The organism is Paenibacillus algorifonticola, assembly GCF_050481745.1.
GTDB lineage: Bacteria > Bacillota > Bacilli > Paenibacillales > Paenibacillaceae > Pristimantibacillus > Pristimantibacillus algorifonticola_A.
The window spans coordinates 61,816-74,935 of record NZ_JBCNGR010000005.1 but is presented as its reverse complement, the minus strand read 5'-3'; the positions used below and the strand labels follow the sequence as shown (position 1 = coordinate 74,935).

Genomic DNA, 13,120 nt, shown 5'->3' with positions numbered 1-13,120 from the left:
AAATAACGATATCCGTCAAGCTAACAGGTGCTTATCCTCCTTGTAGGGCTGTTTTTGAATGAAATCAGCTGTTTTTATTGCAAAAGGCTGTTTTATACGCAGTGTGCTTTAAGCTTATAATCGTTAAGTCATGTGTAATGGAAAGCTGCAAGTGAAAAGAAAAATAGGCAATATGAAGGTGGATGCAATGAACATTTCGTTATTCTCGCTACTTAAATGGTCTCCGCCACGCATATTGGTCGTTGGCTTTGCGGTTATTATTATGCTGGGAGCTCTGCTGCTATCCCTGCCTTTTGCTTCGGCCAACGGAAGCGGGTTGCGTTTCCTGGATGCTTTGTTTACAGCTACGTCGGCAACCAGCGTGACGGGGCTTGTAGTCGTGGATTCTGGCACCTATTTTTCGGTCGCCGGTCAGGTTATTATTATGCTGCTTATTCAAATTGGCGGTCTGGGCTTCATGACGATGGGCACGCTGTTCGCGCTTGTGCTCAAAAAGCGCATTTCGCTGCGGGAACGGCTTATTTTGCAAGAAGCCATGAACCAGGGCAGCATGGAAGGCATTATTCGGCTCATACGCAAGGTCATTGTTTACTCCTTATCATTTGAGCTCGTCGGCACATTGCTGTTCACGATGCGCTTCGCCTATGATATGCCGTTTGGTAAGGCGCTGTATTTCGGCCTGTTTCACGCCGTGTCGCTGTTTAATAATGCAGGGTTTGATATTTTTGGCGACTACCGCAGCTTGACGATGTATGTGGATGATCCGATTGTGAACCTGACGGCCATGCTGCTTATTATATCCGGAGGCCTCGGTTTTATTGTTATCTCGGATTTGTTTGAATTCCGCCGCCGTAAAGGGCTATCCCTGCACAGCAAAGTGGTGCTGGTGATGACCGGCTCGCTCATCGGAATCGGAGCGGTCGTTATCTTTATATTTGAGTTTTCGAATGCGCTGACACTTGGCTCGCTCGACTGGGGCGGGAAAATCCTTTCCTCCTTCTTCCAGTCCGTCTCGCCGAGGACGGCGGGGGCTAATACGCTGAACTATGCCGATTTACGGCAGGCGACTTTATTTTTCACCATTATATTAATGTTTATCGGCGCATCTCCCGGCTCAACGGGGGGCGGGATCAAAACGACGACGTTTATGACGCTCATAGGGGCGGTTGTCGCGATGTTTCGAGGGAAAGAGGATATTGTGATGTTCCGCTATCGCCTCGGCAAGGAGCGGGTGCTCAAGGCGCTTACGATTACGATGCTGTCGCTGGCACTGGTCGTCGTCGTAACGATGCTTTTATCCGCGACCGAGGATCAGCGTTTTATAAAAATTTTGTTTGAAGCAACGTCCGCCTTCGGGACGGTAGGCTTGTCGATGGACATAACGCCAGAGCTAAGCGATTTTGGGAAAATAATTATTTCCATTACGATGTTCGCTGGGCGTCTAGGCCCACTGACGCTTGCTTATGCGCTCAATCCGAAAACCAGCAAGGAGCTTTATCGGTATCCCGAGGGCAAAATTACAATTGGATAGGGGAAACACAGATTTATTATGAAAAAGAACCAGTTCGTCATCGTAGGGCTTGGGCGTTTCGGCTCAAGTCTGGGCAGAGAGTTAATTCAGCTAGGCTATGAGGTGCTAGGCATTGATAAGGATGAGGAAGCTGTTCAGGAGCTGAGCAATGAGCTAACCTATACCGTATCAGCCGATTGCACAGACGAGGAGACGCTGCGCTCGATTGGCGTAAGGAATTTTGATGTTGGTGTTGTAGCGATTGGCAATGATATTCAAGCGAGCATTTTGACGACGATTTTGCTTAAGGATTTGGGCGTTAAGACAGTTGTGGCGAAAGCAGTGGACGAGCTGCACGGGCGGGTATTGGAAAAAATCGGCGTGGATCGCATTATTTATCCTGAGCGGGATATGGGCATTCGAGTCGCACATCAGCTGGTATCGCCGAATCTGCTCGATTATATCGAGCTGTCCAAGGATTATACGATAGCCGAGATTGTCGTCACGGGCAAAATGCATGGCAAGACGCTCAGCGATCTCGACCTGCGCGCCCGATTCGGGTGCAGCATTGTAGCGATTAATAAGCCAAATGGCATTATTATTGCTCCGACGGCAACCGATGTGCTGCACGAGCGTGATGTCATGGTCATTATCGGGACGAATGAGCAGATTGAGCAGTTTGAAGAGGCAGCAACAAGGTGACAATAAAGACAGCAGCGCATGCGGCTAATTGCATTGACGCTGCTGTTTTCTTATTGCTTTCGCTGTTCAGGACTTCGAGCGGGAGGCAAGCTCCTCAATCCACAGACGGACGGCTGGATGCAGCTGGGCCGGGTCGGCATGAATGAGTGAAGTCGTGCGCTTCGTCTCCGCCAGCTCTCTAATCGGAATGACGGTGAGATCATTGTCGGCCAGCAGCTGTTCACGCACATAGGATTGGGGCAGCAGCGTCGCAGCCCGGCAAGTGTGCTGAAGCCGCACGATCGCCTCGAAAGAGTCAATCTCCATGCGTACATCTGGCTGGAGATTATATTTGGCAAACAGCTCATCGGTTAGCATGCGATACCAGGTTCCTTTGGAGAAAAGGAGAATCGGCAAGCCGTTGAGGTCCTGGATACCGAGCATGCCCTTGCCCGTCACCACCATGCTTTTCGGCAAAACGAGCAGCAGATGGTCCTCGAACAGCGGGACGCAGTGCAATTGGGCGTCTTCAATCCGCGAGGCGACAATGCCGATATCCGCTTTTCCTTCCCTTACATAAGTAACGATTTCATGAGTTTTGCCCGTGACCGCCTTAATATCGAATTCAGGATGGCTGCCATTGAGCGCTTTAATAAAATCGGGCAGCGTCGTTTGGAGCGTCGTCAGGCTCGCTCCAATCGTAATGGAGGTCCTCCCTGCCGATTCATAATCGGCAACCTTCTGCAGGTAGCGGCGGTGCATCTGGCGTAGCTCAAGGGCGTATTCATAGGTCATCTGGCCGATAGGCGTCAGCTCCAGCCGCTTGCCGATGCGCCGGAACAGCTGCGAGCCGATATCCTGCTCAAGCTTCGCTACTTTACGGGAGAGGGCAGGCTGGGACAGGTTTAGCAGCGCCGCAGCCTTGTTCATGCTGGACTGCTCGACGATGGCGGCAAACATATGCATTTCTTCAATCAAAATAGCCAGCTCCAGTCTGCTTATGTTAAATGGTTATAACAAATTATAAAAAATAAGCAATTCCATTATAAGCCGAAAAGGAGTACGATGGGAAGTGTGACTAAACTGTGTCAACTTTTGTTGACGGAGAATGAACCGAAGAGTAAAATGTAGAATGATTTGTAGACAAGCATTTGAGGAAAGCGTAACCACAGTCTGGAAAGGAGACACAAAGGCATGAAAGGAAATTCGTATTTTTCCCGTAAGCTTCACTCGCTGCTTGGTATCATTCCGCTCGGAATGTTTATCGTTGTGCATGCGCTTACGAACTATCAATCGTTCGAGAGGGGGGCGGAGGGATTCAGCAGCGGCGTTAGTCTCATTAACAGCTTGCCATTGCTGCCGATTTTTGAAATTTTCGGTATCTACCTCCCGCTGCTTTTCCATGGCGTGTACGGCTTATATGTAGCCTATCAGTCAGACAGCAATCTAGGGCGTTTCAAGTACGGCCGCAACTGGGCGTTTACAGCGCAGCGTATAACGGGTGTTATCACGTTTATCTTCGTGTTCTGGCACGTATACCAAACCCGTTTTCAAGTGTACTTGGGTTATATCACACATGAAGAGCTAGGCTCCACGATGCACAATATTGCGACTAACCCGCTTTATTTTGTATTTTATGTGGTCGGAGTATTGGCAGCTACGTTCCACTTTGCCAATGGCCTTTGGGCATTTTTGATCAGCTGGGGCATTACAGTAGGGCCTCGTGCACAACGGATTTCATCCATTGTATGCATGGGTGTTTTTGTAGTCGTAGCGGCATTGTTTATTCTTTCGCTGGTTGCCTTCCGCGGTGACGAATTCAAGGAAGCAGCCGATCTTGCATTGGCTTGGAATACGATCGGATAGTTTGAAGACAAGGAGTGAAGCGTGATGGCTAACAATAAAATAATTGTCGTAGGCGGCGGGCTTGCCGGTCTTATGGCGACGATAAAAGCAGCAGAAGCTGGCATGCACGTTGATCTGTTCTCGATCGTGCCGGTGAAGCGTTCCCATTCCGTCTGCGCGCAGGGCGGCATTAACGGAGCGGTTAATACGAAAGGTGAAGGCGATTCACCTTGGGAGCATTTTGACGATACGGTATATGGGGGAGACTTCCTCGCGAATCAGCCTCCTGTTAAAGCGATGTGCGAAGCAGCACCAGGCATTATCCACTTAATGGACCGTATGGGCGTTATGTTCAGCCGTACGCCGGAAGGCTTACTCGATTTCCGCCGTTTCGGAGGTACACAGTATCACCGTACAGCATTTGCAGGTGCCACAACGGGACAGCAATTGCTATACGCTTTGGATGAGCAAGTTCGCCGCTGGGAAGCAGCCGGCCTCGTAACGAAATACGAGCACTGGGAATTCCTTGGCGCCGTTCTGGATGACGAAGGCATCTGCCGCGGGGTATCTGCACAGGATTTGCGTTCGATGGAAGTGAAGACGTTCGTGGGCGATGCGGTCATATTAGCATCGGGCGGCCCAGGCATTATTTTTGGCAAAACGACGAACTCGGTTATTAATACAGGTACAGCAGCAAGCGCGGTGTATCAACAAGGCGTTAATTATGCAAACGGCGAATTTATTCAAATTCACCCAACCGCGATTCCGGGCGATGACAAGCTGCGCTTGATGTCCGAATCAGCTCGCGGTGAAGGCGGACGCGTATGGACTTACAAAGACGGCAAGCCTTGGTACTTCCTTGAGGAAAAATATCCGGCATACGGCAATCTTGTGCCGCGTGATATTGCGACTCGTGAAATTTTCAGCGTCTGTGTTGATCAGAAGCTCGGCATCAATGGCGAAAACATGGTTTACCTTGATCTTTCCCATAAAGATCCGAAGGAGCTTGATGTGAAGCTCGGCGGCATCATCGAAATTTATGAGAAGTTCATGGGCGATGATCCACGGAAGCTGCCGATGAAAATTTTCCCTGCAGTTCACTATTCGATGGGCGGCATGTGGGTGGATTACAACCAAATGACGAACATCCCTGGTTTATTTGCAGCAGGTGAATGCGAATATCAATACCATGGTGCGAACCGACTTGGCGCGAACTCGCTGCTGTCGGCGATTTACGGCGGTATGGTCGCAGGACCGAAAGCGGTAGAGTACATTAAAGGCATGAAGAAAGCTTCTGCTGACGTGGCTTCCTCCGTATTCGACCGTGAGCAAAAACGCCAAACGGATAAATACGAAAGCATTCTTGCCATGAACGGTACAGAAAATGCTTACGTTCTGCACAAGGAGCTTGGCGAATGGATGACCAACAATATGACGGTTGTTCGTTTCAATGACAAGCTCGAAGCAACGATCAGCAAAATCAAAGAGCTCAAGCAGCGTTATAACAATATCAACATCAATGACTCGATGAAATGGAACAACTCAAGCGTTGCTTTCACTCGTCAGCTATGGAACATGCTTGAGCTTTCCGAGGCTATGACCTTGGGTGCCCTGCTCCGTGACGAAAGCCGCGGCGCGCATTACAAGCCTGATTTCACAGAGCGCAATGACGAGAAGTTCATGAAATCAACGATTGCGACTTGGACGAAGGAAGGTCCGCAAATTTCGTACGAGGACATCGATGTTTCCCTTATTACACCGCGTAAACGCGACTACACAGCGAACAAGAAGAAAGGAGAATAAAGATGGCCGATACGACTACTGCTACTAAAACCGTTAAGTTCATCATTACCCGTCAGGATGGACCGGAGTCTGCGCCTTACAAAGAGGAATTTGAAATTCCGTATCGCCCGAATATGAATGTTATCAGCGGACTTATGGAAATTCAGCGTAATCCGACGATGGCGGATGGCGGCAATACAGCTCCAGTATGCTGGGAATCCAACTGTCTGGAAGAAGTTTGCGGCGCCTGCTCGATGGTCATTAACGGGAAGCCGCGCCAAGCCTGCAGCGCCCTGATCGATCAGTTGGAGCAGCCGGTACGTCTGGAGCCGATGCGCACTTTCCCGGTCGTCCGTGACCTTGTTATCAATCGCGAGCGCATGTTTAACGCCCTCAAGCGCGTTAAGGCATGGATTCCGATCGATGGCACCTATGATCTTGGTCCTGGCCCGCGCCTGGCAGAATCGAAGCGCCAATGGGCATACGAGCTGTCCAAGTGCATGACGTGCGGCGTATGTCTTGAAGCTTGCCCGAACGTCAACGATCGCAATAGCTTTGTTGGCCCAGCGGCGATTTCTCAGGTTCGCTTGTTCAACGTTCATCCTACGGGAGAAATGAACAAGGAAGAGCGTCTGGAGGCCTTGATGGAGGATGGCGGCATCGAGGGCTGCGGAAACTCGCAAAACTGTGTTCGCTCTTGTCCGAAAGGCATTCCGCTTACGACGTCGATTGCGGCAATCAACAAAGATACGACGAAGCATCTGTTCAAAAAATGGCTTGGTTTTTAAATATACGGTCTTCCACCTGAGCGGTGGAAGGCTTTTTTTAAAATATAAGCATGTATAGGTTTACTTTTATAATCAGCTTATATTTCACCGCGAAACGGCAGCTTTGCCGTCAGAGGACGACGACAGCGTTTACGATTGTAATAATGATAATCAGTATCAATAATAAAAGAGATTATGGCACTTGTCAATGTTCAGCCGCGAATACGACATAAAGGCATCAAAAAAGAACCGCCTGTACGGTTCTTTTTTGATGCCTTTATGCATTTCCTACTAGTAGCTCTTAAAGCTGGCTTATTACAGCCACTCTTCGCCCCACTTTTGAATCGATTCAATGACAGGCTGCAAATGATGGCCTTTGTCACTTAATTCGTATTCAATGCGAACAGGCATCTCTGGATACACCGTTCGTTTAATAATGGAAAGTTGTTCAAGTTCCTTCATCCGGTCGGTAAGCATCTTGTCGCTCATCTCCGGAATTTGCTCCTTGATCTCCTTGAACCGCTTTGGTCCAGCTAGTAGCACCCGAATGATGAGACCGGTCCATTTCTTGCCTAAAATTTCGGCCGCTGCTTCATACTTTGGGCACATTGTTGAATAATCCAACCTGATCACCCCGTTTCTTCTTTACCCATTATAACATATCTACTTTGGAAAAGTAAGTGCATATAAACACCAATCACCATTTAACTTTATTTTAAATATTTACTTTACAAAAGTTAGTTTATATATTAAGATGGGTTCATGAAACGCAGCGAGCAAGTGTTGCAGCTGTGAAAACAAACAAAAGACGAAGGGTGAGGTTAAAATGTTAGACACAGGATTATTGATTATTCGGGTAGTATTAGGCTTGTTGATGGTTGGTCATGGAGCGCAGAAGCTGTTTGGCTGGTTCGGTGGCTACGGTCTGAAAGGCACTGGGGGATGGCTGGATTCGATAGGCGTTAAGCCAGGCGTACTGATGGCATTGGCAGCGGGACTAAGCGAAGCGGTAGGTGGCTTGTTGTTTGCTGCGGGCTTGTGGACATGGGTTGGCGCGGTGCTGTTGATCATCCCAATGATTATGGCGATTGTGAAGGTGCATGGCGCTAATGGATTGTGGTCAACGCAGAACGGCTACGAATATAATCTGGTGCTTATCGCCGTATTTGTCGGCGTTGCTTTGACCGGTGCAGGAGAGCTGTCCATCGACGCCTTGCTTAAATAAGGGCAGAAGCGGTTCTGTAGTGCAAGGTGAAACGGCCGAAAGCCGTCTTTTGGCGGCGTAGCGCGTTTCAGTCCGAGAAATATAGAGAATGTATGGCGAAATCATAAACTTTCCTATATTTGAAAAAAAGCCTGCTGCCAGCCGCTATAAGCGGATGACAACAAGCCCGATCATCATGCATGCGAATGCCGCCCACTGGGCGGCATTTAGTTTTTCCTTGTAAATCAGGATGGCGCCTGCCGCGACGACGAGGCTGTTCGTGGCGAAGATCGGCGCGGCTAGATTAGCGGGCACAGTTGCCAGTGCAGTAGCATAAAGCTGGAGGCCGGCGTAGGAGAAGAGGCCAGCGAGCAGTCCGTAAAGCAAGCCTGTCCGATACGCGGGCTTGCGGTTGCTGCTGTTTTTTTCTTTGCTTAAAAAGGCGAACCATAGAAAGGATAGCAAATAGCCCACGAATAATATCGGCGCGCTGGATAATCCCCATTCCTCCGTCACCTTGAGCCCGCCATTGCGGAAGGTGAAAAAGACGACCGCAGCGCCAACATAGAAAAACCACCGTTTCTGAGCAGGTGTGGTTTGTACCTGTTTTTTATAAGAAATGAGTACGACGGAAAGCAGCAGCAGCAAAATGCCGCAAGCTTGCGTAAAATGCAAAGGTTCCTTATATACAAGCGTACCTAATGCAACGACGAGCACGATGTTCATGTTCGTCAGTGGAGAGGTCAGGCTGGCCGGTCCGTAATTCAGCGCCTTCATAAAGACCGCGTTGCCGATGGCCGAGCCTGCTCCAATAATCGCTCCAGCGATCCAGATCCGGTAATCGGCTAACGAAGCGAGTGATCCTTCAAACGCGGCATGCACGCCAAACCCGACTGTACCAGAGGCATAAAGCCCGAGCAGCAGCGCCGAGGTCGTACCGCCGCTCATCTGGCTTCTTTTCATCCACCAGCCGGCTAATCCGAATAAAATGGCGCTAGAGATGGCAACCGTTAGCCACATGATGTTCAACTCCCTGATTGTTTACGGTATGATTGCATTTGTTACACAAATGAAATGATTCTGTTATACCCCTATTACAATACTCGGTTATTATAATAAACAAGACCCCCTTTTAATATATCGAATTCGGACCTGCGCTCGGTGCAGGTCCACTTTTTTTGTTCATTTGTTCGATGTTGGCCTTGCGCATACGCTCTCCATACAAAAAAAGAGGCTGCTCTGCTGATAAACAGCAAAGCAGCATGATTTGTTGGAATTCCATAAGCAGACGCCTTAAAGCGGTACGATGATCTGCTTGCGCTGGCGGTAGAACACCCATTTTTTGAAGCCAATTTCCTTGAGGCGTTTGCTGACGCGGTCCCAATCTTCCCCAACCCTTGCTGGAACGTGGGCGTCGGAGCCGAAGGTCACATTGACGCCAAAATGATGGGCACGCTCCAAAATTTCATCGGATGGATACCAGCCGCCTACATATTTTGTGCTGCCAGACGTATTAATTTCAATCGACACATCGTTTTCCGCAATGATGCGGAGCGTATCATCAATTTCGGCATCGGCTTTAATATCCGAGAAAGCGGGGTAATAGCCTTTCATTGCATCAATATGCCCCAGCACATCAAACATGCCGCTGCGCGCCGATTGGCTGATGAGATCATAATAACGGCGCTTATCCTCTAATTGCTGCTTCTCAGTCAGCTTTTCCCAGCGATTGCGATTAAAAATGCTCACTCCGCTCACCTGATGGACAGATCCGATAATGTAGTCGAATGGCACACCTTCATAGGCATCGCGATAAGCAGGAAGCCGTTCAGGGAAAAAGTCTGACTCCATACCGAGCAGCACCTCAATGCGCCCCTCATATTTTGCCTTAAGCTCAAGAACTTCCTTTATGTAGTTGTCAAATTCAGATTGAGCCATGGCGATGCCGGGAAAAGGACGGTCGTCCTTATGGCCGAAATAAGGCGAATGATCAGAAATGCCGATGGCCTGCAAACCTGCGTCGAGTGCGGCAGTAATGTAGTCTTCAATCATTCCGTCGGCATGGCCGCAACGTTCGTGATGAGTGTGCAGATCAAATTTCATAGCTGTTTCCTCCTTGAGTTGAAAATGCGCTGTCAGTCTATTCGCTGCTAATAAATTGATGCTCCGGCATGCCCTTGAGATCGCTTAAAAACTGCTGCATCGCCGTATTTAAATATCTCCCGGACTTGTAGACGACGCCGACCGGATGGCTGATTTCGAGCTCATTCACCTTAATCATCTTGAGCGAGCCCCGCCGCAGCTCCTCGGCAATGGACAGCTTGGAGACGACGGCGGCGCCAAGATTAATTTCAACCATGCGCTTAACCTCTTCGCTGCTCGAAAGCTCCATCATAATGTTCGGCTGAATATTGTACTGGCGAAAAATTTTGTCTACGAAGCGCCGTCCTAGAGTGTCTGGTGCAAGCATGATCATAGGAATATCCTTGAGTGCCTCTACGGTAGTATGCTTCAAATCGCTCAAGGGATGCTCCGGAGATACAACAAGCTCAAACGTATCGTAATAAAGGGTGGACGAGTGCAGGTTTGGATTTTTCTCAAATAAATAAGAAATACCAATGTCAATGGTGCCATTTTCGACGCTGGCGGTCACCTGTGATGATGGCATCGTATGGATCGTTGTTTTGATCAGCGGAAACTGGTCTTGAAAGTAGGCTAATACCCGCGGCAAAATTTGTATCGCAATGGAAGAAGTTGTCCCGAGCAAAATATGGCCTTGAGGCGTTGTATTGAGGTCTGAAAGCTTAGCCTTAAGCTCTTCGACAATAAGCAAAATTCTCTCGGCATGCTCCAAAAAAACTTGTCCATGGTCGGTGAGGGTCACAGGCTGATTGCGGTCAATCAGAACCGTCTTGAATTCCTCTTCAAGCGTTTTGACTTGTGCGGATACAGCAGGCTGGGTCAAATTAAGCAGCTCACCCGCCTTGCGGAAGCTCATCGTTTTGGAAATGGTGAGGAGTGTTTCAAGTTGGCTAATATTCACTACAATCCCCCTCCAGGTTAAGTGAAGCGATTACACGCTTATTGAAATAGGCTTGCAGGCGTAGATGCCTTTCCTCGTGATAGCTTTGCTTACTATTATAAAGCAAATCCGGCACGACGGCAAAAAGGAGAAGAAGCTTTACGTATTATTTAAAGAGGATATGAAGTGGCGTTGTCGAAGTGTGTTGGACGAAGGTGCATATTTAGGGAGGCGTTACGACTGGACAGAAAAGCAATAAGAGGCTGGCTCATGTACGACTGGGCCAATTCGGCGTTTGCGACAACGATGATGGCGACCGTCATGCCGATATTTTATTCAGGTGTGGCAGCGTCTAATTTATCAGGTACGAAGGTGGAAGCCTATTGGGGTTACACCCAAAGCATTGCGATGCTGTTCGTAGCGGTGCTGTCGCCTATTTTGGGCGCAGTTGCCGATTATATGGGCTCCAAAATCAAATTTCTGACGATGTTTATGCTATTGGGAGCCGCTTCTTGTGCTGCTATGGCTTTTGTTGGCGAAGGGGACTGGCTGCTGGCCTCCATCCTGCTCATTATAGGAACGATGGGGTTTGCAGGAGGGAACACCTTCTATGATGCGCTGTTGGCGGATGGCGTGCCGATGGAGCGCAGGGATGTCGTGAGCGCGCAGGGCTACGCTTATGGGTACATGGGCGGCGGCTTGCTGCTGCTCGTTAATATTTTGATGATTCAAAATTTCGAGCTGTTCGGTTTCCCTACCAAAACCTTTGCGACCCAAATGGTGTTTATTACGGTAGGCATCTGGTGGTTTGTGTTCTCGCTGCCGCTGCTTCGTTCGGTGAAGGAGCCCGTGAAAAATGTCAGAATTGGCTTTGGCACCGCGCTTGGCAAAGGCCTCACGCGTTTGCGCGGGACACTGCGAACACTTAAGCGATATCCGGAGCTGCTTAAATATATGGCTTCGTTTTTATTTTTCAACGATGGCATTAATACGGTTGTTATTATGGCAACGATTTATGGCCAGGGAATCGGCATTAATACGGATGATATGATTACGGCGCTGCTTATTACGCAGTTTGTCGGATTCCCATGTACGATTGCATTCGGCAGACTAGCCGCGCGTTTTGGTTCGAAGAGACTGTTATATGTGTCGTTATGGTTTTACGTCATTATTGTCATTTTAGGATATTTTATGACGACCTCGCTGCATTTTTATTTGCTGGCGATTATGGTTGGCGTCGTGCAGGGAGGCAGCCAGGCGATTTCCCGCTCCATTTATTCGGGTATGGTGCCTCCGTCCAGGTCGGGTGAATTTTTTGGCTTTCTCTCGCTGTCCAGCAAGTTTTCCTCCGTTGTAGGACCGCTGCTGTTCTCGGTGGTCGCGACGGTTACAGGCTCTACCCGTGTTGCTATCCTCTCGCTAATTGCGTTATTCGTCATTGGCATTGTGCTGCTCATGTTCGTCAATTTGACGAAGGGCAGAGCAGAGGCGCTGGCGGGAGATGATGGTGCAGCTAAAGCATGAACATACGAAGCCTGGGACCATTCCTGCGACAGGGAATAGGCTCCGGGCTTTGCGCTTTATTTTCAAAGGGGCTATAAAGCTTCAGGCAGTATTTTTAAACATATTCTTCTTGTATATAGGAGAGGTCTGTGTCAGTTTGCTTGGTTGTTGTAACCAATAACCAAATATCTATTCCTACAAAAACGATAGCGAGGATCAGCCCAGAAAGGGTAAAATTTCGGTCGTGGAAAACTAAACCAGAAAGGTATCCAAAGCAACCATGTAGTAGGATATATAGCCAATAGAGATGTGGCAGCCATTTGGCTAATTCTATTCAAGACATAGTTGTAACTAATATAACTAAACAAGCCGTTATTAGTTTTCTTTCAAATGGGCGAAATGAAACTTTCCTCATGATCTCCCTCTCCTTATCTACTACTTGAAATTCAATTCCTTGTTACTGGATCATATCCAATCCTTGGATTAGGGAACAGTTCTAACTTTTATAGAACTAAAGTTAAGCACACATTCATGACTCGATGATTTTTTCGTAATAGGAGGGAAGGTTGGAGCATAAGATTGGTGTTCGAAAGATGGTTTTGTAATCGAGGCTGTCCATGAGCATATGTAAAAAGCGAATACTCTCCATAAATAACAGGCACAAAAGCAAATAAAAGCTTTTAAGCCGTAAAAAAGTAGAAGCCTGATGGAAAAGGCGAGCGGAGTAAAAGGTTTGAGATGGAGGAGCGCAGCGTTCGCCTTTGCATCTGCATTTTTACCGCAGCGCGGTATCCATTCAGAAAAAT

The 13,120-nt window shown here is 48.5% G+C and carries 12 protein-coding genes; 7 read left to right on the top strand and 5 right to left on the bottom strand.

Features of this window, described 5'->3' with window-relative positions:
- The first annotated feature begins 187 nt into the window (after positions 1 to 187).
- Both ABEW34_RS03405 and ABEW34_RS03400 read left to right on the top strand, forming a co-directional pair.
- Positions 188 to 1,531 (top strand): TrkH family potassium uptake protein, encoded by a 1,344-nt coding sequence (locus tag ABEW34_RS03405; protein ID WP_430154940.1) that lies wholly within the window; start codon positions 188 to 190, stop codon positions 1,529 to 1,531.
- A gap of 18 nt (positions 1,532 to 1,549) precedes the next feature.
- A complete protein-coding gene (locus tag ABEW34_RS03400; protein WP_430154865.1) occupies positions 1,550 to 2,212 on the top strand; it encodes a potassium channel family protein in 663 nt (220 codons plus the stop codon).
- A 66-nt stretch (positions 2,213 to 2,278) separates the two neighbouring features.
- On the opposite strand, the gene ABEW34_RS03395 is transcribed toward ABEW34_RS03400, so the two are convergent.
- Positions 2,279 to 3,169 carry a LysR family transcriptional regulator gene (locus tag ABEW34_RS03395; protein ID WP_430154864.1) on the bottom strand — a complete coding sequence of 297 codons (891 nt, stop codon included), beginning with the start codon at positions 3,167 to 3,169 and terminating at the stop codon, positions 2,279 to 2,281.
- 216 nt (positions 3,170 to 3,385) lie between these two features.
- Here ABEW34_RS03395 and ABEW34_RS03390 point away from each other — a divergent pair, with 216 nt between their 5' ends.
- Genes ABEW34_RS03390 through sdhB form a run of 3 tightly spaced genes read left to right on the top strand, consistent with a single transcriptional unit; the run spans position 3,386 to position 6,606 of the window.
- The gene (locus ABEW34_RS03390; RefSeq protein WP_099516596.1) at positions 3,386 to 4,057 is read left to right on the top strand and encodes a succinate dehydrogenase cytochrome b558 subunit; all 672 of its coding nucleotides are present in this window, start codon (positions 3,386 to 3,388) and stop codon (positions 4,055 to 4,057) included.
- 24 nt (positions 4,058 to 4,081) lie between these two features.
- A complete protein-coding gene (sdhA, locus tag ABEW34_RS03385) occupies positions 4,082 to 5,839 on the top strand; it encodes a succinate dehydrogenase flavoprotein subunit (protein ID WP_430154862.1) in 1,758 nt (585 codons plus the stop codon).
- Between the two features lie 2 nt (positions 5,840 to 5,841).
- On the top strand, positions 5,842 to 6,606 hold the full coding sequence (gene sdhB, locus ABEW34_RS03380) for a succinate dehydrogenase iron-sulfur subunit (RefSeq protein WP_430154860.1): 765 nt from the start codon (positions 5,842 to 5,844) through the stop codon (positions 6,604 to 6,606).
- Between the two features lie 294 nt (positions 6,607 to 6,900).
- On the opposite strand, the gene ABEW34_RS03375 is transcribed toward sdhB, so the two are convergent.
- On the bottom strand, positions 6,901 to 7,209 hold the full coding sequence (locus tag ABEW34_RS03375; protein ID WP_099521378.1) for a winged helix-turn-helix transcriptional regulator: 309 nt from the start codon (positions 7,207 to 7,209) through the stop codon (positions 6,901 to 6,903).
- Positions 7,210 to 7,411: 202 nt separating this feature from the next.
- Here ABEW34_RS03375 and ABEW34_RS03370 point away from each other — a divergent pair, with 202 nt between their 5' ends.
- Complete coding sequence (locus ABEW34_RS03370; protein ID WP_056039508.1) at positions 7,412 to 7,810, top strand: DoxX family protein; 399 nt, start codon at positions 7,412 to 7,414, stop codon at positions 7,808 to 7,810.
- Positions 7,811 to 7,954: 144 nt separating this feature from the next.
- Here ABEW34_RS03370 and ABEW34_RS03365 read toward each other — a convergent pair whose 3' ends face one another.
- The 3 genes from ABEW34_RS03365 to ABEW34_RS03355 form a co-directional block, all read right to left on the bottom strand.
- Entirely contained in the window at positions 7,955 to 8,809 is an 855-nt protein-coding gene (locus tag ABEW34_RS03365; protein WP_430154858.1) for an EamA family transporter, read from the bottom strand.
- A gap of 273 nt (positions 8,810 to 9,082) precedes the next feature.
- Positions 9,083 to 9,892 carry a histidinol-phosphatase gene (locus ABEW34_RS03360; RefSeq protein WP_430154857.1) on the bottom strand — a complete coding sequence of 270 codons (810 nt, stop codon included), beginning with the start codon at positions 9,890 to 9,892 and terminating at the stop codon, positions 9,083 to 9,085.
- A gap of 37 nt (positions 9,893 to 9,929) precedes the next feature.
- Positions 9,930 to 10,832: a LysR family transcriptional regulator gene (locus ABEW34_RS03355; protein WP_430154855.1), complete on the bottom strand. Its 903-nt coding sequence runs from the start codon at positions 10,830 to 10,832 to the stop codon at positions 9,930 to 9,932.
- 249 nt (positions 10,833 to 11,081) lie between these two features.
- Here ABEW34_RS03355 and ABEW34_RS03350 point away from each other — a divergent pair, with 249 nt between their 5' ends.
- Complete coding sequence (locus ABEW34_RS03350; RefSeq protein WP_430154853.1) at positions 11,082 to 12,335, top strand: MFS transporter; 1,254 nt, start codon at positions 11,082 to 11,084, stop codon at positions 12,333 to 12,335.
- Positions 12,336 to 13,120 lie beyond the last annotated feature (785 nt).